This window comes from Tardiphaga robiniae (assembly GCF_013359755.1).
In the GTDB taxonomy this organism is placed as follows: domain Bacteria; phylum Pseudomonadota; class Alphaproteobacteria; order Rhizobiales; family Xanthobacteraceae; genus Tardiphaga; species Tardiphaga robiniae.
In genome coordinates this window covers 34,733-54,789 of sequence record NZ_JABMCJ010000085.1, presented here as the reverse complement: position 1 = coordinate 54,789, position 20,057 = coordinate 34,733, and the positions used below count along the sequence as shown (strand labels likewise).

Below are 20,057 nucleotides of genomic sequence, written 5' to 3'. Positions count from 1 at the left end.
CCGGTTACAATCAAATGGCGCGGAATAATCGAGCGGAAAAGCCGCCGATATATGGGGAGGAAATAATGGACCATTCTTGGCGGGCTCATTGGGCTGTCTTGGCTGCATCTGTCGCTGCAACATCACTCGCCCCGGCGGGGCCGGCATCTGCGCAAGAATCCTTCAAGCTCGGTATCGTGACGTTCCTCTCCGGACCGGCCGCAGACAGTTTTGGCGTTCCCGCCCGCAACAGCGCTCAATTCGTCATCGATCAATTGAACAAGGGCGCCGCTCCTTCACCTTACGAAAAGGCAGGTTTCGGCGGCATCAAGATCGAGCCCGTGATCATCGACGAGAACGGTGGCGCCACCAAGCAGGTGCAGGAACTGCGTAACCTTTATCAACGCGACAATGTTGACGTCGTGCTCGGCTATATCGGCTCAGGCGACTGCCTGGCGGTAGCGCCTATCGCAGAAGAGTTGAAAAAGATGCTGGTCCTGATGGATTGCGGCACACCGCGCATCTTCGAGGAAGCCAAATACAATTATGTGTTTCGCACCGCCGCCCACGCGACGATGGATAACGTTGGCCTCATCAGGTACATGAAGGCCAAAAACGTCAAGATGGACACGTTGTCGGCTATCAACCAGGACTATGCTTGGGGGCAGGACAGCCGGGCCGACTTCATCGCCGCCGCCCAGCAGCTCTATCCCAACGTCAAGATTCAGACCGACTTGCTGCCCAAGTTCGGCGCTGGTCAATACGGCACCGAAATCTCTGCGCTGGTTGGGGCAGGCTCGGACGTGGTCTATTCGAGCCTATGGGGCGGCGATCTGCAGGCATTCGTCCTGCAATCGGCCCCACGTGGGCTGCCGAAGCGCAGCCAGCTCGTGTTCAGTGCCGCCGACCACGTGTTGCCGCCGCTCGGCGAAAAAATGCCTGACGGCACCATCATCGGCGCACGCGGTGCCTATGGTCTCATGTCGCAGAAATCACCGCTGAACGATTGGCTTTTCAAAGGGTACGAGGCGGCCAACGGTGTCTATCCGGTTCAGGCGGCCTACCGCATGACCCAGTCTATCTTGGGATTGAAGGCCGCAGCCGAGAAGGCGATGAGCAAGAACGGCGGCAAGAAGCCTTCGACCGATGAATTGGTCGCGGCAATGACCGGCCTGGAGTGGCCATCGCCCGGCGGACTCATTCAGATGAAGCTCGCCGACGGCCATCAGGCGATCCAGCCGATCGCAATCAGCCGGACCAAATACAATCCGGATCTGAAGCGGGTTGACCTGGTTGATATCGAGTACTTCGCCGCTGAATGCGTCAACCCTCCTCCAGGCGTGAAGTCGATTGACTGGATCAAGGGCGGGATGCAGGGCGCGAAGTGCAACTAGGCAGCATCTGCGCTCGATGAGCGTACAAAGCGGCGCGAGCGCGAGCTCGTGCCGCCCATTCCTGCCCCAATGATCGCGTGACCTAAATCCATGAATTTCTTTCTGACGATCGTTCTCGATGGCCTGATTCAGGCCTCGTGGTTGTTCATCGTGGCTCTCGGCCTAACGCTGGTGTTCGGCGTATTGAAGATACTGAACATCGCCCATGGCAGTTTCTACGCACTCGGCGCCTATATCGCGGCCAGCGCAGTAACGATGGTCGCCGCACGTGGCTTCCATCCAGGCATCGGCTTCGTTGCCATGCTGGTCGCTGTAGCGCTGATCGCATCCGCGGTCGGGCTGCTGCTGGAGCGCTGCCTCCTGAAGATGTTCTACGGCCGCGACGAGGTCGTGCTTCTGCTCGTCACCTATGCCGTATTTCTGATCTTCGAAGACCTCACCAAACTGATCTGGGGCGTCAATCCGATCTATGCGACGCAGCCCTATGAGCTGTTCGGCAACCTGGAGTTCGCCGGGCTGTATTACGTCGGCTACGATCTGGTGCTGATACCGATTTCGGCGTTGATAGGGTTCGCGGTCTGGTTCGGCCTCAACCGCACTGTCATCGGGAAGATCGTGCTGGCCGTCATACACAATGAGGAAATGAGCGTCAGCATGGGCGTGCGAGTCAACCGTGTCTATGCTGTCGCATTCGCGTTCGGTGTCTTGCTGGCTGCCCTTGCGGGCGCCCTGACCGCGCCGAAAATATCGATGCAACCTGGTCTCAGTTCGGACGTCATTATCCTCAGCTTCGCCATTGTGGTCATCGGTGGGCTGGGGAGCATCGAAGGCGCCGCAGTCGGCGCAATCCTGATCGGACTGGCGCGCGCGGCTTCGGTACATCTGATGCCGGAGGCTGAACTGTTCATGATCTATTTCATCATGGCTGCCGTGCTGGTATTTCGCCCAGAAGGTCTGTTCAAGCGCGAGATGGCAAGGCGGATCTGATGAAGAATGGCCTCCATCCCCTGGTCATGATCGCCCTCGTCGCAGGGGTGACTCTTTTGGGTCGCGCGCTGCCGACCTGGACTCTGTCGCTGGCAACGATTGCCGCCTCCAATGCGCTCATAGCGCTTGGCATAGTTGTGCTGGCGCGCACCGGCAACGTGTCCTTTGGCCAAGGCTTGTTTTTCGCTGCCGGCGGCTATGGCGTGGCACTGATCGCGAACGCCTGGGGCCTCACCGACGCCGTGGCGCAGGTGATCATCGGCGCGGCATGCGGCGGCCTGCTCGGCCTCATCGTTGGCCCATTTATCGCGCGCTATAGCGGCATTTTCTTCGGTATGCTGACCTTGGCTCTGTCCATGGTATTTTACGGCGCGCTGGTGAAGTCGACGGCGCTCGGGGGCTCCGACGGATTCAATGTGGGTCGACCGACCCTGTTGGGACTGAGCTTCACCGATCCGCGAGAAGCCGACTTCATGCTGTACGCCGTCTCGGTGATCGTGACTGGTTTTGCGGGCATTGGCGCCACTATCCTGTTCCGGTCCGAATTCGGTCTTGCCAGCCTTGCGGTTCGTGAAAACAATCTCCGCGTTGAATATCTGGGCATCTCGGCCAACCGGGTCATATCCATCAATTTCGTGATCGCTGCGATCTTCGCAGGCGCCAGCGGAGCATTTGCGCTGATGGCACAGCGGCATATCGACCCGCAATTCGCGTATTGGACGACCTCGGGCGAATTCGTCTTCGTTGCGGTCCTTGCCGGCACCCAGAGCGTGGCCGCGGTGTTCGTGGCCTCGATGGCGCTCGAACTGGTCCGTTCGTTCTCGAGCCTCTACTTGCCGAACACCTGGCAGCTCGTGCTCGGCGTATTCCTCCTCGGCGTCATCCTGTTTCTGCCCCGCGGCATCGGCTCGCTCTGGATCAGGAAGCGGCGCAAACGAAGCACTATCGCGGCGAACGCGCCGATTGCTGCCGAGACAGGAGCCGCGTCGTGAACCCGGTTCTTTCAGTGCGCGGGCTCGAAAAAAAATTTGGTGCGGTGGTTGCGGCCGACGCACTCACTCTCGATATCGCGGCGGGCCAGAAGATCAGCCTGATTGGAGCCAACGGAGCCGGCAAGACCACCTTCGTCAATATGGTCACCGGCTATATGAAGCCCGACCGCGGCTCGATCGTGCTCGACGGCATCGACATCAGCAGGCACTCGCCCAGAAGCGTGGCCCGGCTCGGCATCTCGCGTTCCTTCCAGATTCCACAGCTGTTTGTTGAACTCACGGCCGCCGAAAATCTGTCCGTAGCAATCTCCGGCGTTGGCACGCGAATGTCGCTTCGCGCGCCTGCGGAAGCCGACGGCCGTCATGATAATGCTATCGAATTGCTCGAGCGCTTTGGGCTTGGCGACCTGGCCGATCGTCCCATCTCGGAGCTTGCGGGCGGGGTGCGCAAACTGATTGATATTGCCATGGCGCTGGTACGCCGGCCGAAACTACTGCTGCTAGACGAGCCAACCTCCGGGGTCTCCGCCGAAGACAAATTCGCCACCATGGAGCGGGTGATCCACGCCGTCGCGCCGGATGCAGCAACCCTTATCTTTGTCGAGCACGACATGGAGATCGTCAGCCGCTATGCCGACCGTGTGATAGCGTTCTATCAGGGCCGGATTCTTGCCGACGGAGCGCCCTCGGAGGTGTTGAAGGATCAGGCAGTTCGCCGTTACGTCACCGGGGGCCTGCAATGACCACAGCAACGCCATTGCTCGATATCGACAATCTGGTCGTCGAGATCCAGTCGATGCCCGCATTGCGCGGCTTTTCGATGCGCGTCGCCAAGGGTGCCATGGTGAGCCTTGTCGGTCGCAACGGCGCCGGCAAGACGACACTCATGCGCTCGATCATGGGGCACCTCAAGCCGGTCTTGGGTGTGGTGCGGTTTGAGGGCAGCGACCTTTCATCCAGTCCACGTCATGCGCGCGCGTCACTTGGGATCGGTTATATGCCTGAAGATCGTTGCCTGGTGCCTCAGTTGACGGTGGAAGAGAACATTATGCTGCCGTTGTGGGTCTCGGGAGATCTCAATCGCAAGGCCCGGCTCGACTTCGTGTATGAGGTGATTGGCGAACTCACCGAGATGCGGCAGCGCAAAGCGCTCTTATTGAGCGGTGGCCAGCAAAAGCTGGTCGCGCTCGGCCGGGCTCTCGCCGTTGGCACCAAATGCCTGCTGCTTGACGAGCCATTCGAAGGCATCGCGCCGGCGTTATCGGAGCGGCTATCGGAGGTGCTTGCATCGCTCAAAGGCAAGGATTTGACTTTGCTAATGTCCCAATCGGACCTCAATCACTCACGTGGGTTGATAGACATGGAATTCACGATTGAGCGCGGCGCCAACCCGCAGGCTAAAGTAGGTCAGCTCTGAGGCTTTGGACGCGCGAACGGGAAGCAATCATGCACGTCTGCCCTGACATGCCACGCTGGATGCGATGTCGGCGTTCAAGCCGGGATAGCCGTCGTCATCAAGCCCGCGTGCCCTCAATCCCCGCGTCACTACTTTCGATGACGATGGCGCCCTCCGGGCAATTGGACTGCGCCGTGAATGCCTTATCCTCGAGTTCGACAGGCACCGGGCCGCGGCTTTTCTCCGTTGCGCTGCCGAACTCGTCGAGTTCAAACAGCTGCGGCGCCAGGGCATGGCAACGAGCATGGCCCTGACACTTATCGCGGTCGACCCGTATGACGATGCGCGAACTCATACGCGTTGGTCCGCAGATTGCGCGAGGCGCTGTTCGACCTGCCGCTTGATATTGGCGAGGGCGATGACCGCCTCTTCGTCAGTGCGCCGGACCTGTTCGTCGCTTGGCGCGGTGGGTCGGCCCGGATTGCTCAAATGCCGCGTGTATCTGGTGACGTCTCCTGCGCGCTCGAAGGTGTATCGGATCACGATCGGCCCGATGAAATCGGTATCGGCCTGTACGGTCCAGGCATGTGGGCGATCGCTCTCGGTCACCTTCCAGTTCAGCACCACCTCGCCGCGCCGGATATGCCATTGCTCGCGAAACGTCTCGCCTGATTTGAGCGCACGATCCACGCTGTCGATCCGGTGCGAAGCCGCCAGCCATTTCGGCCACGAATTCGGATTGCAGACATAGTCGAAAACAGCCTCTGGCGGCGCCTCAATATAGATGTCGTGGCTACGATCGAAAGAGATTGGCATCGAACTCCCCAATTCAGACAACAAGAACTAACCGAACACATTAGCCGAATATGATGGGAAGCAGCCGCGGCCCGCGCACAGTGCCCTGCGACCACGTCATTGGCCGGCTTGGGTCGAGCCGGAAATCCGGCATCCGCTTCAACCATTCCTCCACGGCTATCCGCATCTCCATGCGGGCGAGATTGGAACCGATGCAGCGATGGATGCCGAGCCCGAATGCGACATGCGGATTTTCCGTGCGGTCGATCACGACCTTGTCGGCGTCGGAAAACTTTTCGGGATCGCGGTTGGCTGCCGGGAACGACAGCAGCACCATTTCGCCGCGTTTCAACGGACAGCCGCCGACTGAGACATCGTCGACGATCTCGCGCGCCATGGTCACGGGCGCATAGGCCCGCAGCAATTCCTCAACTGCGGTCGGGATCAGTTCGGGCTCCCGGACCAGGCGCTCGCGATCATTTGGCACGGTCGCCAGGTGCCAGATCGCTGAGCCGATCGCGCTCCAGGTCGTGTCGATGCCGGCGACCAGCAGCAGGCGCAAGGCACCGAGCACCTGATGATCTGAAAACGGTTCGCCATTCGGCTGCCGCGCCTGGATTAGGAAGCTGACAAGGTCGTCTCCCAATTGGCTGCGGCGAAGTTTGATCTGCTCGGCGAAATAGGCCGCGATCTCGCCTTCGGCCTGCTGCAGCGCCGCCTGGTTGGTGATTCCGTCCTGCAGCGCCATGGTGATCCAGCCGCGAAAGCGGTCGCCATCGTCAGCGGGAATGCCGAGCATGTGGGTGATGATCCGCACCGGGATGTTCTGCGCGTAATCCACCGCACCATCGCAGCGGCCGGTTTCAATGAAGGTATCGATCAGTTCATTGCAGATGGAACGGGTCTGACCTTCAAGTTTGGCCACTGCCTGGGGAGTGAAAGGCGGGACCAGCGCCATCCGGAGCGGACGATGATCCGGTGGATCGGATGTGATCGGCGGCGAGTTGACGCGATAGTCGCCCTCGCGCACCACGACCCGGCGCGAGGAGAAATGTTCGAAATCGTAGGCAATTTCGCGGATGTCGCCATAACGGGTCGGGAAATACACGCCGCGATATCGATCGGTATGAGCGACCGGGCAGGTCTCGCGCAATTCGCGCCAGATCGGATAGGGGTCGGACAGCCAGGAAGGATCGAGATGATCCCAGTCGCTGGTCCAGTCCGCGACTGGCGGGCGAAGCGTCATGTTCCGGCTCCCCTGCTTCGTACGTTTCTGATATATCAGTTAGTATATCAATTAGTATACAGTTCGACGGCCGTCAACCGCCGTGCTAGGTCAGAGGTTATGCGTCGTCCCAAAAAGCCTTCCGCGAAGCGAGGCGACCTCGCGAATCTGACCGAACACGCCTACCGCAAACTCGAGGAGATGATCGCGACGCTTGTGCTTGCACCCGGCACATTGGTGTCCGAGGCGGCACTATCGAAGGAGCTCGGCATCGGTCGCACGCCGGTCCGTGAAGCGATGCAGCGGCTCGCCCGCGAGCGTCTGCTGCAAATCCTGCCGAGGCGGGGCTGTATCGTCGCCAACAGCCGGCCGGAGGAGGAGCTAAGCGTCATCGAGGCCCGCCGGCCGATCGAACTTCTGGTGGTGCGCGCCGCCGCGCGCCGCGCCAGTGCGGATGAGCGGCAAGCGTTCGAGCGGATTGCGGATGCCATGGCCGCTGCATTCACGGGGGGCGACTTCACAAGCTTCGCCCGCCTTGATGCGGAATTCAACGAGCTCTGCCTCGTGGCCTGCCGCAACCCGGTCGCCGCATCGATGATGCAGCTCATCACGACACTCAACCGCCGCTACTGGTTCATGCATCATGGGCGAACCTTGCCCGCTGAGGGCGTCGAGTGCCACGTCGATATTGCCCGTGCTATCGCGCGTGGCGACATCGAGGCCGCCGCTCGCGCCACTGAGCGTTTGCTCGACTACATCGAAAGCTGGCCCCGCATGGCGCTGACACCGGGGGCCTTCAGTCGCTGAGACGCGGCGTCCAGCCTGCAAGCGCTACCGCCGGGCCCAAAGCCCGATGAGCGCGGCGTGAGCCAGGCATAGATCTTCATGGTTCACCCAATGCCAATTCGCCCAGACCGAGCGCGAGTCCGCTTGACGTCGATGAGGTCTCATGGTCTTAAAAGTATACAGGTGTATACTTTTGGTGTGCGGAGCTGAATATGAAGACCATGGGGCAGGTTTACCGGCCGGCGAAACGGATCGAGGGCGATTTCGACGCCATCGTCGTTGGATCAGGCATGGGCGGCATGAGCGTTGCATCGCTGCTGGCGCAGAAGTCATGGAAAGTGCTGCTGTTGGAGCAGCACAATGTCGTGGGAGGACTTACCCAGTCCTACTCGCGCAATGGCTATCGATGGACCGTCGGCCTGCACTACATAGGCGATGTCGGCTCGTCACAGACCACGACATGGCGGTTGTTCGATGCGGTGACCGGAAGCGGCATCAAATGGGCCAAGCTTCCCGACATCTACAATCGGATGGTCATTGGCGATAAGGCCTATGAGATTCCCGCAGGCGCTGCGAACTACGCGGCTGCCCTCAAGCGTTACTTTCCCCGCGAAGGCGATGCGATCGACCGCTATCTCAACCTTGTTCAGGAGGTGACCAAGTCGTCATCGGGATATTTTGCGGAGAAAGCGCTCCCATACAATCAAGCTGACGCGACCTACGATGCCTTGTGCGGGAAGTTTCACGGATTTTCCGACGAACTGACCATCGACGTCCTGTCGAAACTGACTTCTGACAAGGAACTCATCGCTGTCATCTGCGCAAACTGGGGTGACTACAGCCTCGAGCCGAGCAGGAGCTCGTTTGCGATGCACTGCATGCTTGTCAAACATTACCTGAACGGTGGCAGCTATCCGGCCGGCGGCGGGCAATCTTTTTCCGAGGCGATCGTCCCGATCATCGAACGTGCGGGCGGAATGGTGCTGCACAGCGCGGAAGTCGCTGAAATCCTTATCGATGAGGGCAAGACCAAAGGGGTTCGTCTATCCTCGGGCGAAGAGCTGGCGTGTCCGGTCGTGATCAGCAATGCCGGAGTCCAGAATACTTACGGGCGACTTATCGCCCGCGACAACCTCGTCCCCACCGGGTTGCTCGACCAGATCGGCAAGGTCGCGGATACCTACGCCGTGGTCGGTCTCAATATCGGGTTCAACAAGCCGAGCCAGGAACTGGGTTTCGGCGCGGCGAACATATGGGCCCATCCAACCAACGACCTGCAGGCCAACCTCGAGGCTCACAGGGCGGATTTTCGCGCCCCGTTTCCGTGGACGTTCACGACCTTCCCATCGACCAAGGATCCGTCCTGGGACGAGGCGTATCCCGGCAAATCGACGGTTGAGATGTATGGCTACACCGATTTCCGCCACTTCGAGAAGTGGCGGGGCTCCCGCTGGATGAAGCGCGGCGATGACTATCTGGCGCTGAAGGAAGAAATAAAGGAACGGCTGCTTGAGGAGCTGTTTCGACACGTACCCGAGGCACGTTTGGCGCTTGACTGCGTCGAAGTTTCGACGCCACTCAGCTACGAGACATTCGTCAAACGCGAGCGCGGCGGCTTCATGGGCATCGAGTCGTCGCCGCAGCGGTTCCGGCAACGCTGGCTCCGAGCGCGGACTCCGATCAAAGGCCTTTATCTCACAGGGCAGGACATTTCGACGGACGGCGTCATCGGTGCTCTCGTCGGTGGAGTTATCGCGGCTTCTACGATATTGGGTATCGACATGATGACGGAAATTCGAAAGCGATATCTCGCTTAGCACCAGCCCACAGGTCACTGATGCCCATGTCGCCTCCAGCAAAGCCGTCAACCCGGGACCGTATTCTCGAGACGGCGCTCGATCGCTTTTTGACTCACGGACCCGACCATGTGTCCATGCGCCAGATCGCTGGCGACGTCGGCGTCACGCCGATGGCGATCTATCGCCATTTTGAAAACAAGGAGCAGCTGCAACTGGCCTTGCTTGAAGCCGGTTATGGGATCTTTGCCGCCTACCTCGAGCGGTACCGCGAAGGCCATTCTGCGCCAGAGAGGCTGCTGCTGCTGGCCGATGGCTTTTTTGACTTCGCCCTGGAAAAGAGTCCGTACTTCGAACTGATATTTCTCTCCGGCCGCACAATGTCCGGTCTCCGCGGGCGCGAATCGGCCAAGCGCATATCCGGTCCTACCTATCGCATGCTGCATGGGTGCGTCGAAGACTGCATTGCGTCCGGCCATTTTCACCATAATGACGTCCGCTTTCTTTCCGCCAATATCCTCGCCTTCTGTATCGGCAATGCCGCCTTGTTCATTTCCGGTTCGATGAACTGGTCGAAGAAGACTGCGAAGGTCGAGATCAAACGCGCATTTTCTGATTATGTCGCTCTGCTGGCGAAACAATAGGGAAATGGCCTCGGCATCATACAATTCATCAGAATCGCGCAGTACTCGATGCCGCCCATCGGGCGACCCATGCCACCGTTCCCCCCGCCCCAACTTCTCTGTTTCGATCGTCCTTGTCTAACTAGAATGTTGCCATCCCAATTCTCGCGAAGCTTGCTGCGCGGCCCTTATCATTTCACGAACCAAGTTCGACTTGTTCATCTCAAAGTCGCTCGCCGTGACGCCAATTCCGATGGCTGCGACCATCCGATTGTCCTGATCCAACACTGGTGCTGCCACACAATAAAATTCGGGTACGTATTGGCGGCTCGGCCAGAACAAGACTCGGCGCATCTATCGCAAGTTAGGCCTGCAATTGCGCAACAAAACGCAACTGAAGCCTCCGGGAAAGGTGCTGGCGATGCGGAAAGAGCAGCGTCATCGGCATCGGTGCGGCCCGATGATCGGGCATCACTGATAATTTCTCTGCCCGAATTGAGCGAACAGAGACCGCCAAATGCAGCTCTGATCGGGATTGACTGTCCAGCCCCTCCAACATGGCCGAGAGATCTTGGCCCCAGTGATAGTCCCGATGAGCGAGTTACTCGGAGGTATAGACTTTCCAATTGCGAAAATTGCGCTTGAGAGCTGAGCGAAACGCTGCGCGCGGCGATCGGTACCGTCGCCTTTCAGAACCGGCTCGATCAGCTCGGCATTCAGGCCCAAGCCACTTCGCCCATAGAGACACGCGACTCCATCGCCAGCGAGATCAAGCGCTGGACCGGTGTGATCAACCAAGCAGGCCTGCAGCGCATCGACTGAACCGAAACCGCGAGCTCCTCCTCCAGCGACATGATGCGGGCAAGAACTTTCCGTGTCCGCTTGAGCAATAACGGATTTGAGCCATCCGGCGCATTTTACGGACGTCCCCTTCTGAAGGTACAAAGCTAATCCCGCGTTTTTCTTCGGTTCCCCCGCAGCTACCTCAAAGTTGAGCTTCGATCGGAAATTGTGGAAGCACGCGCAGGCACCTGGCGAATAGCTCGGGTTGGCTTGCTATGCCGAGTTTTGCATAGGCACGCTTTCGAAAGGTAATGACGCTTGACGGTTTGACATGCAGACTCAGTGCGATGCCTTCCGTATGCATACCCATAAGGATGCAGGAGAGGACCGCCTGCTCCCGTGCCGTCAAGTGCGGTCCAAGCAATTCGACGAGGCGAGTTGAGAGTTCACCAAAATTTCCGGTGGCGAGCGCGGTCTCGAGGCGTTTCCGGCCGCCATGCATACGTACCAAACTCGCAACCATGCGAGCGATCTCGCTCAACTTGCGTAACTCATTCTCGGCATAGTGGCCGGTGCGCAGCGTTCGGTACAGATTGACATAAAAAGCGACGTCGCCGAGACGCCAGAGGTAAGAGACCTTATCGACGATTCCCACCGTTGAATAGAAGCGTTGCTGATAGGCCTTGGTCCTTAGTCGCGATCGATCATGCCTTCTCACGATAATCCGTCGACTCCGACTCCGGCTCAGCTTGGTGATATCGGGGAAGTTCGGATCGAACACGTGGAGATGTGCAACGTAGTCGCGCGTCAGCGAGCGCGCCTGCGCGAGATCAATGCGACTAGCAATGGATAGGGTCTGCAGTTTTTCGTTCGCCCGATAGGTGAGCACCGTCAGATGATCAACAGTCACGACTGAGTTCACAGCTTTAAGCAGAATCTCGTCAAAACCCAGCGTGCCAATCGCGCCAACCGTGTCGGCAAATGCGTCCAACGATCGGGCATTGTCCCTTTCGGCCATTTGAGCAACTCCCCGTTGTCCCCTTCTAGGGGGATGTTCTGAACCAGTTCGTCCACCCAGTCTAGACCTCGCCACAGAAGGCGCAGGCAGCGCCCGGCCATTTGGGAGGGAAACATGCTGGCGGATTTCGCCCAATTCACCGCGTCGGGCCTGACCCGGGGCGCGATCTACGCTCTCGTGGGCATGGGATTCGCGATCATCTACAACGCGAGCAATATCATCAATTTTGCCCAAGGCGAGTTCGTGATGCTGGGCGGCATGCTCACCGCCTTCCTGTTCACGACTACCGGCCTGCTGCCGATCTGGCTCGCCGTGCCGGTAGCGATCGCGGCTGCGACGATAGCCGGTGTCGCCTTCTACCGGCTTGCGATTGAGCCCGCCCAGCGCGCGGGTCTTGCCACCCTCATTATCATCACGATCGGCGGCTCGGTTTTGCTTCGCGGCATTGTGGAAGTCACACTCGGCAAGCGCGAATTCGTCTTCCCGGCGTTCTCGGGCGAATCCAACGTCCAGGTACTCGGTGCCTCGATTGCAAGCCAGAGTCTCTGGGTACTCGGTACACTCGCCATCGTGGCCGCACTGCTCTGGTGGTTCTTCGAAAAAACCCTGTTCGGCAAAGCCATGCGCGCGACGGCGCAGAGCCCCCTCGCCGCACAACTGGTCGGGATAGAGACACGGCACGTGCTGCTCGTCAGCTTCGCTCTCGCCGCGGCGTTGGGGGCGCTTGGCGGCGTTCTCACAACGCCGATTACGCTGACACGGTACGATATCGGCATCATGCTCGGCCTCAAGGGCTTCGCCGCGACGATGCTGGGCGGGCTTGGCAATCCGTTCGGCGCGCTGGCGGGCGGGCTCGTGCTTGGTCTCGTTGAGGCCTTCACCGGCGGCTATGTCTCTTCCGGCTACCAGGACGCGATCGCCTTCCTTCTAATCCTCACTGTGTTGATGGTTCGCCCCGGCGGTCTGTTCGGCCGCGTTGCCATGGATCGGGTGTGATCATGGCCACTGGCACCACCCTCTCAGCAGCGATCTCGCTCGGCGCGCCCCTCGGTCGGCTGGCAATTCTTTCGGCGATCCTCATCGTTCTGCCGCTGAGCTTTCCGAACCCGTTCTTCTTCGATGTCGCGGTGAAGGTCGGGCTGAGCGCTATTGTATGCGTTGGGCTCAATCTTCTATCGGGCTACGCGGGCCAAATTAGTCTAGGTCATGCCGGCTTCTTCGCGCTCGGCGCCTACGGCACCGCGCTACTTTCTATAAAGCTCGGTGTTCACGGCCTCATCGCAGCCCCCGTCATAGCTACCGTCGTCGGTCTGTTGGCCCACGTAATCGCGCGTCCGATCCTGAAGCTCAAGGGCCACTATCTCGCGATGGCGACACTTGGGCTCGGGATCATCATCTCGATCGTACTCAATCGTGAGATCTGGCTCACTGGTGGCCCGGACGGCCTGAGCGTGCCAGCTATGCGGCTCGGCGAATTCAAACTCCGTGCGATCGAGTTCTGGTACTGGATCGTGGCGGCCTTCCTGATCGTGGCGGTCTGGCTCGCCGAAAACCTCGTCAATTCGCCGGCCGGCCGCTCGCTGCGCGCGCTGCACTCGTCCGAGATCGCAGCGGCAACGGCCGGCGTTGACGTCCCCCGCGCCAAGGCACTGGTCTTCGCTTTCTCTGCTGTCCTGGCAAGTATCGCGGGGGCGTTCTTCGTTTTCGCCGAACGCTTCATCACGCCTGCGGATGCCGGCTTCCTGAGGTCGGTCGAGTTCCTGACCATGATCGTCTTCGGCGGCCTCGGCTCAACTTATGGCGCCTTGGTCGGTGCCGCGATCCTGACTGCGCTGCCTCAGCTCGTGGCGGCCTTCGCTGAATACAAGCACGTCGCGATCGGTATCGTCCTCATTGCGACCATGATCTTTATGCCGCGCGGCATTGTTCCGACTCTTGCCGACCTGTTCGGACGGAGGGTGGGCCGATGACGTCATCCATTGTCCGTCTCAGGCTAGAGCCGATGATTGCGCCACAACCATCACATCGGCTGCTCGAGATCCGCAATCTTTCGCGGGCATTCGGTGGCGTCAAAGCCGTCAACGACGTCAGCTTTGTGGTGACTGCAGGTCGCATTCATGCCCTCATCGGACCGAACGGCGCTGGCAAGACGACCCTCTTCAATCTTGTGGCGGGGGTTGTCCGGCCGTCCGCCGGTCAGGTTCTGCTCGACGAGCGCGATGTGACGGATCTACCCACCGCCGAACGCGCCCAGGCGGGGCTGCAACGCACATTCCAAAACCTGCAGACCTTCTCTGAGCTGACTGCGCTTGAGAGTGTCATGGTCGGAGCCCATTTGCGCTCGGAACCGAGTTTCCTCAAGGCTTTGTTCAACACGCCAGCTATCCGCCAGGCCAATGCCGAAGCGCGCGATCGCGCGGAGATGTTACTCCAGCGTGTCGGTCTGGACACGTTTCGCGATTCACGTTCTGACGCGATGCCCTACGGCGCGCTGAAGCGGCTCGATATCGCTCGCGCGCTCGCGGCTGAACCGAAACTTCTTCTGATGGATGAGCCGGCTGCGGGCCTTAACCCGGCTGAGACCGCCACGATGCGCGACCTCATCGCCGATATCGCGCTGCAGGGCGTGACGGTGCTCCTGGTCGAACACGACATGAAGCTGGTCATGAGCATTGCTGAGACCATCGTCGTCCTCGATCAGGGCCAGAAGCTGGCGGAAGGAACCCCTGACGAGATTCGACGCAGCCCGGAAGTCATCCGCGCTTATCTCGGTGGCGGCATCAGGCGGAGGCGATCATGAGCGCTGTGCCACTGCTTCAGGTTCAGGATCTCAGCTCAAGTTATGGACGTATTCGCGTGCTCTCTACCGTGTCGCTCGAAATCGGACGCGGAGAACTCGTCGCCTTGGTAGGCTCAAACGGAGCCGGAAAAACGACGCTCCTGCGTTGCCTGTCCGGTGTCCAGCCGATCGATGGCGGGACAATTCGATTCGGTGGACACGACATCAATCACCTGCGCGCGTCGGAACGGGTTGCGCTTGGTATCGCGCAGGTGCCGGAGGGGCGGCTAGTTTTTCCGCAGTTGACGATCGAGGACAACCTGCTGCTCGGCGGTTACGGCCGTAACCGGGCCACCGTATCCGCAGGCTTCACACGAGCCTACGCCATGTTCCCAATCCTCGCGGAGCGCAGGCGGCAGTTAGCAGGGACGCTCTCGGGCGGTCAGCAACAGATGCTGGCTCTTGGGCGCGCGTTGATGTCAGCCCCCAAGCTGCTGCTGCTGGACGAGCCGTCGATGGGGCTGGCTCCCGTCGTCGTCGAACGGATCTTCGACATCATCGACGAGCTCCGAGCTTCAGGCACCACGATCCTGCTGGTCGAGCAAAACGCGAACGCCGCCCTCGCACTTGCCGATCGCGGCTACGTCATCGAGACCGGCCGGATCGTTCTGGCAGGTGACGGCTTGGATCTTCTCGAGGACCGGCGGGTCCAAGAAGCTTACTTGGGAGTGTAGCACACATGGTCACACCGGAACTCGTCACGATCGATGTCCGCGCCGGCGCGGCAATGGAGAGCCAGTCGGGCCTCGCAATGCTGCGGCCGCGCATCTGGGGTGCCTTCGCGCGACCCGCCGGCTCCAAGGTCGCAGCAATCGTGATCCATCCTACCAGCAATTTCATGGGCCACTATCTGATCGGTGCCCTGGCGGAGCGCGGCGTGGCGATGCTCGGTCTCAACACGCGCTATCTCGGCAACGATGCCGTTCTCGTGCTCGAACGCGCCATCCAGGATCTTGGTGCTGGCGTCAAGTGGCTGCGGCAGCAAGGCTTTGAGCGAATCCTGCTCCTCGGCAATTCTGGGGGCGGAGCGCTGGTAAGCTTCTATCAAGCGCAGGCCGAGGCACTTACGATCGAAGACACGCCGGCTGGCGATCCGATCGATCTCTTGCCCGAAGATCTCCCTCCTGCCGATGCAATCTCCCTCAACGCGGCTCATCTCGGACGTTCACGTCTCATGGACACCTGGCTCGATCCGGCCTTGATCGAGGAAAGTGATGCGCTGGGTTCCGATCCAGCCCTCGACATGTTCAATCCCGAGAACGGCCCGGCCTATTCTGCCGAATTCATGATGCGCTACCGCGCTGCGCAGAAGGCCCGCAACGCACGCATCGAGATCTGGGCACGACAGCGGCTGCGCCAGATCAGGGCAGCGCACGACGGGCCGCGGGACATGGCCTTCATCATTCACCGCACACTCGCCGACCCGCGCTGCCTTGACCCGGCACTCGATCCGAACGATCGCATCCCCGGCACGACCGTGTGGGGGCCGCCCCGCGCGCAGAACTACGCCGCCAACAGCATGGGCCGCTACACCTCTCTGACCGGCTATTTGAGCCAATGGTCGCAATCAAGCCGCGGCGATGGCCCCGCTAACCTCGCGCACACCTCGGTGCCGGTCCTCCTGCTCGAACACACGGCCGACGCATCGGTGTTCCCGTCCGATAACGATACCTGGGCGAGCGCCGCGGCCGGCCGAGCCGAGCGGCACGTCTTGCGCGGCGGCAATCACTACCTTGCCGGTCAGCCGCACCTCGTTCAGGAGGCGGCAGACAGGATCGCTGCTTTTTCACAGCGTCTTTAATCAGAGCAAAGAGCAAACAGGGGGAGATTACTCATGCGAAATGTAATTATTGCCGCGGTGGCAGCCGTAGCTACTTGCGCATCCGGGCCTGCGGCGGCGCAGCAACCAATCAAGATCGGCGCGTTTCTTTCATCGACCGGACCAATCTCATTCCTCGGCGACCCCGAGATGAAGACACTGAAACTCTATGTCGACCGCATCAATAAGGCCGGCGGCGTCAAAGGTCGGCCGCTCGAGCTTGTGGCTTATGACGACGCGGGCGACACGTCGCAGGCACGTTCGTTTGCACTGCGCCTCGTCAATCAGGACAAAGTCGTGGCCATCATCGGGGGCTCAAGCACAGGCACGACCATGGCGACTATTCCGGTCTTCGAAGACAACGAGATCCCCCTCATCTCGCTCGCCGGCGCAATCACAATTGTCGAGCCGGTGAAGAAGTGGGTGTTCAAGACCCCCGCGACCGATCGAACGGCTGTGCTGCGTGGCTTCGAACATATGAAGACGAACGGTATTGCCAAGATCGGCATGCTCAACGGCTCGGATGGCTACGGTCAGTCTGGTCGCGAGCAGGCGTTGAAGGCAGCAAAAGAACTTGGCATCGAAATCGTCGCTGACGAGGTCTACGCGCCAACCGACAGTGACATGACGGCCCAGCTCACCCGCATCCGCAATGCCAACGCACAGGCAATCCTCAATTTCGGGATCGGCGCCAGTCCGAGCATCATTGCCCGTAACGTCAAGCAGCTCAGTCTCAACATCCCGCTCTATCTGTCACCCGCGATTGCCTCGAAGACATTCCTCGACAACACGGGAGCGGCGGCTGAAGGCGTATTCGTTCCCGTTGCCTCGCTTCTCGTCGCAGACAAGCTGCCGGATAGCGCACCGCAGAAGAAGGTCGCGCTGGACTACAAGCGCACCTACGAGGAAGCGCAGAAGGAGCCGGCCTCCTATGGCGGTGGCGCCGCTTATGATGGGTTGATGATGCTGATCGGAGCGATCGAGCGAACGATCGACAAAGGCGGCAAGGTCACGCCCGAAGCGATCCGCGACGAGATTGAGAAAACGAAAGAGTTTGTCGGTATCAACGGCATCTTCACAATGAGCCCGAAGGATCACCTCGGTCTCGACAGCTCGGCCTTCATCATCGCCGTCGTGAAAAACGGCGACTGGCATCCGACCAACTGATCAGGACTTTGGAAACCGCCATGGCCATCGGTCGCAGTATGTATGACGATTTCCCATCCTATCCGTTCCGACGCCCGCCTGGCCTCGATGGCAGGCCGGAGCAGCGGCCGGTGGTCGTTGTCGGAGCCGGTCCGGTCGGATTAACGGCGGCCATTGGTCTGGCCCGGTATGGCATTCCGGTGGTCGTGCTCGAGCCACGCGACTCGGTGAGCTTCGGAAGCCGTGCCGCCTGCATCTCGCGAAGGAGCCTCGAAATCTGGAACCGCTTCGGCGCGGTACAGCGTCCCCTTGCGAAAGGGCTTCCCTGGACCGGGGGCCGCAGCTTTTGGCACGGTCACCAAGTGCTGGATTTCCAGATGCCTCACGATGAAGATCAGAAGTATCCCCCGATGGTTAACCTCCAGCAGTGCTTCGCGGAGCAATACCTTGTCGATGCGCTAAACGAATGTCCCGAAGCCGATATCCGCTGGCACAGCCGACTCACGGCGGTCAAGTCGACCAATGACTGTGTGATTCTCTCGGTCGAAACACCTGATGGCGTTTACGATCTGGAAGCGGACTGGGTCGTGGCCGCGGACGGCGCACGGAGCTTCGTCCGCGAGGCAGTCGGTCTCAAGCTTGAGGGCAACTCCTATGAGGGGCGTTACCTGATTGCTGATATCAAATTCAGTTCCGAGTATCCGACCGAGCGTCGGGCCTGGTTCGATCCTCCGTCTAATCCCGGCTCGACGGTACTGATGCATCGTCAGCCGGATGACGTGTGGCGGATCGATTATCAGCTTCGTGACGACGAGGATTCGGCCATCGAACTCCAGGAGGAGCGGGTTCGCGCCAGGGTCGATGCACATCTCAAAATGATTGGCGAGGCACCGGACTATGAGCTGATCTGGATCAGTCTATATAAGGCCCACTGCCTCACGCTTCCGCACTATCGACATGGCCGTATCCTGTTTGCCGGCGATGCGGCGCATCTGGTGCCGATCTTCGGTGTGAGAGGCCTGAATTCCGGCATCGATGATGCCGGCAATCTCGTCTGGAAGCTTGCCGCGGTCATCCAGGGTTGGGGCGGAGACGGACTCCTCGACAGCTATTCGCACGAACGCGTCTTCGCCGCGCGCGAGAACATCGAGCAGGCGCGCAAGAGCACGCTGTTCATGACGCCACCGTCGCGCGGATTCGAGCTCATGCGCCAAGCGGCGCTTAGTCTCGCTGTCTCGAATGCCTTTGCACGGGCCCTGGTTAATCCGCGCCAGACCACTGCCATCACCTTCGCCACGTCGCCGATCCAGACGACGGAGGACGAAAGCTGGGAAAGCGGACCGGTCGTGGGAGCAACGCTGCCGACCTTCCCAATAAAAATGCGGCGCGGGCATCAGCTTTACGACGGACATCTCATCGACCTCGTCGGCCTCGATCCGACGGTTGTCGTGGCGGGGGGCGACGAGGCAGTGGAAATGCACCTGTGCAAGGTCGCCTCTCGCGATCGTCTCAACGTAGTTATTCTTGAGCAGAATGACCGCGCGGATGCGCGGCCCACCGTCGTCGTCGATCATCGCCATCGAGCGCGGGACTTGCTTGGTCTCGACAGGCCAGGGGCGGGCTACCTCATTCGACCCGACGGCCACGTGGCCGCACGGTGGCGACGGTTTGATCCGACCCGATTCGACGCGATCTTTGCGCTTTCCCTCGCACGCGGAGACTGAACCATGTCACCACCCTCACAAAATTTCGATCTCGAGCGCATCTGGGAAAAATTGGCGAACGCCATCGATGCCGCGGGCTCCGGAAAGGAAGTCCTTTTCCTTTCGAAGTTCGCCATTCTCGCTTCGAAAGAATTGAACGACGGGCAACAAGTGGAACGCCTGGTCGATATTGCACTGGAGGACCTGACATGAATTTTGCGATTCAAAAACTCAACCACTTCGCCTATCGCTGCAAGGACGCAGAGGAAACGCGACACTTCTACGAGGACATTCTTGGCCTCCCCCTGTTGCATGTCATTCAGGAGGATCACGTTCCCTCAACGGGCGAGTATAACCCTTATACGCATATCTTCTTCCAAATGGCCGACGGATCGTGCATCGCGTTCTTCGATCTAGGCGATAACATCGCGCCGGAGCCGTCACCCAACACTCCCGCGTGGGTCAACCACATCGCGCTCGAGGTCTCCGACCGCGACCAGCTCCTGGCAGCAAAAAAACGACTGGAGGATTACAGTATCGAAGTATTGGGAGTTACCGATCATCACATCATTAACTCGATTTATTTCTTCGATCCGAACGGCCTCCGCGTCGAACTGACGACGTGGACAGTCGATGAGGGTTACATGGAAAAAGAGAGCCACCACGCTCGGGAGAAGCTCAACGCATGGACGGTCAAGAAGAGAGGCCTCGCGCCAAGTCAAAATATTTAGTGCGGCTCTCTTTCGGAAAGACCTCCGAGAGAACGGATCATTGCT

The 20,057-nt window shown here is 59.9% G+C and carries 22 protein-coding genes; 17 read left to right on the top strand and 5 right to left on the bottom strand.

All coding sequences use genetic code 11. The annotated features are described in order from the left end of the window. The first annotated feature begins 65 nt into the window (after positions 1 to 65). The 5 genes from HP556_RS15860 (at position 66) to HP556_RS15840 (ending at position 4,769) form a co-directional block, all read left to right on the top strand. Positions 66 to 1,373, top strand: a complete 1,308-nt coding sequence (locus HP556_RS15860; protein ID WP_175367880.1) for an ABC transporter substrate-binding protein — start codon at positions 66 to 68, stop codon at positions 1,371 to 1,373. A 90-nt stretch (positions 1,374 to 1,463) separates the two neighbouring features. Next, positions 1,464 to 2,360 (top strand): branched-chain amino acid ABC transporter permease, encoded by an 897-nt coding sequence (locus HP556_RS15855; protein ID WP_175367691.1) that lies wholly within the window; start codon positions 1,464 to 1,466, stop codon positions 2,358 to 2,360. Beyond that, positions 2,360 to 3,352: a branched-chain amino acid ABC transporter permease gene (locus tag HP556_RS15850; protein ID WP_175367690.1), complete on the top strand. Its 993-nt coding sequence runs from the start codon at positions 2,360 to 2,362 to the stop codon at positions 3,350 to 3,352. Before HP556_RS15855 ends, HP556_RS15850 begins: the two co-directional genes overlap by 1 nt. Next, positions 3,349 to 4,095: an ATP-binding cassette domain-containing protein gene (locus HP556_RS15845; protein ID WP_175367689.1), complete on the top strand. Its 747-nt coding sequence runs from the start codon at positions 3,349 to 3,351 to the stop codon at positions 4,093 to 4,095. Before HP556_RS15850 ends, HP556_RS15845 begins: the two co-directional genes overlap by 4 nt. Next, the gene (locus HP556_RS15840) at positions 4,092 to 4,769 is read left to right on the top strand and encodes an ATP-binding cassette domain-containing protein (RefSeq protein WP_175367688.1); all 678 of its coding nucleotides are present in this window, start codon (positions 4,092 to 4,094) and stop codon (positions 4,767 to 4,769) included. Before HP556_RS15845 ends, HP556_RS15840 begins: the two co-directional genes overlap by 4 nt. Before the next feature lie 97 nt (positions 4,770 to 4,866). Here the strand turns inward: HP556_RS15840 and HP556_RS15835 are convergent, their stop codons facing one another. From HP556_RS15835 to HP556_RS15825, 3 genes are read right to left on the bottom strand one after another with little or no spacing between them, the layout of a single operon-like run. Beyond that, positions 4,867 to 5,103, bottom strand: coding sequence for a ferredoxin (locus tag HP556_RS15835; protein WP_175367687.1), 237 nt, complete (start codon positions 5,101 to 5,103; stop codon positions 4,867 to 4,869). Next, a complete protein-coding gene (locus HP556_RS15830) occupies positions 5,100 to 5,564 on the bottom strand; it encodes an SRPBCC family protein (protein WP_175367686.1) in 465 nt (154 codons plus the stop codon). Before HP556_RS15830 ends, HP556_RS15835 begins: the two co-directional genes overlap by 4 nt. A gap of 40 nt (positions 5,565 to 5,604) precedes the next feature. Continuing rightward, positions 5,605 to 6,789, bottom strand: coding sequence for a cytochrome P450 (locus HP556_RS15825; protein WP_175367685.1), 1,185 nt, complete (start codon positions 6,787 to 6,789; stop codon positions 5,605 to 5,607). Positions 6,790 to 6,888: 99 nt separating this feature from the next. Here HP556_RS15825 and HP556_RS15820 point away from each other — a divergent pair, with 99 nt between their 5' ends. The 3 genes from HP556_RS15820 (at position 6,889) to HP556_RS15810 (ending at position 9,994) form a co-directional block, all read left to right on the top strand. Further along, positions 6,889 to 7,575 (top strand): GntR family transcriptional regulator, encoded by a 687-nt coding sequence (locus tag HP556_RS15820; protein WP_175367684.1) that lies wholly within the window; start codon positions 6,889 to 6,891, stop codon positions 7,573 to 7,575. 191 nt (positions 7,576 to 7,766) lie between these two features. Next, positions 7,767 to 9,371, top strand: a complete 1,605-nt coding sequence (locus HP556_RS15815) for a phytoene desaturase family protein (RefSeq protein ID WP_175367683.1) — start codon at positions 7,767 to 7,769, stop codon at positions 9,369 to 9,371. Positions 9,372 to 9,391: 20 nt separating this feature from the next. Then, entirely contained in the window at positions 9,392 to 9,994 is a 603-nt protein-coding gene (locus tag HP556_RS15810) for a TetR/AcrR family transcriptional regulator (RefSeq protein WP_175367682.1), read from the top strand. Between the two features lie 117 nt (positions 9,995 to 10,111). Here the strand turns inward: HP556_RS15810 and HP556_RS30580 are convergent, their stop codons facing one another. Both HP556_RS30580 and HP556_RS15800 read right to left on the bottom strand, forming a co-directional pair. Continuing rightward, positions 10,112 to 10,327 carry an IclR family transcriptional regulator domain-containing protein gene (locus HP556_RS30580; RefSeq protein WP_420878671.1) on the bottom strand — a complete coding sequence of 72 codons (216 nt, stop codon included), beginning with the start codon at positions 10,325 to 10,327 and terminating at the stop codon, positions 10,112 to 10,114. A gap of 631 nt (positions 10,328 to 10,958) precedes the next feature. After that, on the bottom strand, positions 10,959 to 11,774 hold the full coding sequence (locus tag HP556_RS15800) for a helix-turn-helix transcriptional regulator (protein WP_175367680.1): 816 nt from the start codon (positions 11,772 to 11,774) through the stop codon (positions 10,959 to 10,961). 117 nt (positions 11,775 to 11,891) lie between these two features. On the opposite strand from HP556_RS15800, the gene HP556_RS15795 reads away from it, so the two are divergent. From HP556_RS15795 to HP556_RS15755, 9 genes are all read left to right on the top strand, one after another. Next, on the top strand, positions 11,892 to 12,770 hold the full coding sequence (locus HP556_RS15795) for a branched-chain amino acid ABC transporter permease (protein ID WP_210269217.1): 879 nt from the start codon (positions 11,892 to 11,894) through the stop codon (positions 12,768 to 12,770). Positions 12,771 to 12,772: 2 nt separating this feature from the next. Further along, the gene (locus HP556_RS15790) at positions 12,773 to 13,744 is read left to right on the top strand and encodes a branched-chain amino acid ABC transporter permease (protein ID WP_175367678.1); all 972 of its coding nucleotides are present in this window, start codon (positions 12,773 to 12,775) and stop codon (positions 13,742 to 13,744) included. After that, a complete protein-coding gene (locus HP556_RS15785; RefSeq protein WP_246297753.1) occupies positions 13,741 to 14,574 on the top strand; it encodes an ABC transporter ATP-binding protein in 834 nt (277 codons plus the stop codon). The genes HP556_RS15790 and HP556_RS15785 overlap by 4 nt, the downstream gene beginning before the upstream one ends. Positions 14,575 to 14,585: 11 nt before the next feature. Further along, positions 14,586 to 15,287 (top strand): ABC transporter ATP-binding protein, encoded by a 702-nt coding sequence (locus HP556_RS15780; RefSeq protein ID WP_246297781.1) that lies wholly within the window; start codon positions 14,586 to 14,588, stop codon positions 15,285 to 15,287. Between the two features lie 77 nt (positions 15,288 to 15,364). After that, the gene (locus HP556_RS15775; RefSeq protein WP_210269208.1) at positions 15,365 to 16,414 is read left to right on the top strand and encodes an alpha/beta hydrolase family protein; all 1,050 of its coding nucleotides are present in this window, start codon (positions 15,365 to 15,367) and stop codon (positions 16,412 to 16,414) included. 33 nt (positions 16,415 to 16,447) lie between these two features. Continuing rightward, a complete protein-coding gene (locus HP556_RS15770) occupies positions 16,448 to 17,599 on the top strand; it encodes an ABC transporter substrate-binding protein (RefSeq protein ID WP_175367675.1) in 1,152 nt (383 codons plus the stop codon). 20 nt (positions 17,600 to 17,619) lie between these two features. Further along, complete coding sequence (locus HP556_RS15765; protein ID WP_175367674.1) at positions 17,620 to 19,302, top strand: FAD-dependent monooxygenase; 1,683 nt, start codon at positions 17,620 to 17,622, stop codon at positions 19,300 to 19,302. Positions 19,303 to 19,305: 3 nt separating this feature from the next. Continuing rightward, entirely contained in the window at positions 19,306 to 19,494 is a 189-nt protein-coding gene (locus tag HP556_RS15760) for a DUF2783 domain-containing protein (protein ID WP_175367673.1), read from the top strand. Further along, the gene (locus tag HP556_RS15755; RefSeq protein WP_175367672.1) at positions 19,491 to 20,012 is read left to right on the top strand and encodes a VOC family protein; all 522 of its coding nucleotides are present in this window, start codon (positions 19,491 to 19,493) and stop codon (positions 20,010 to 20,012) included. The genes HP556_RS15760 and HP556_RS15755 overlap by 4 nt, the downstream gene beginning before the upstream one ends. The last annotated feature ends 45 nt before the right edge of the window (positions 20,013 to 20,057 follow it).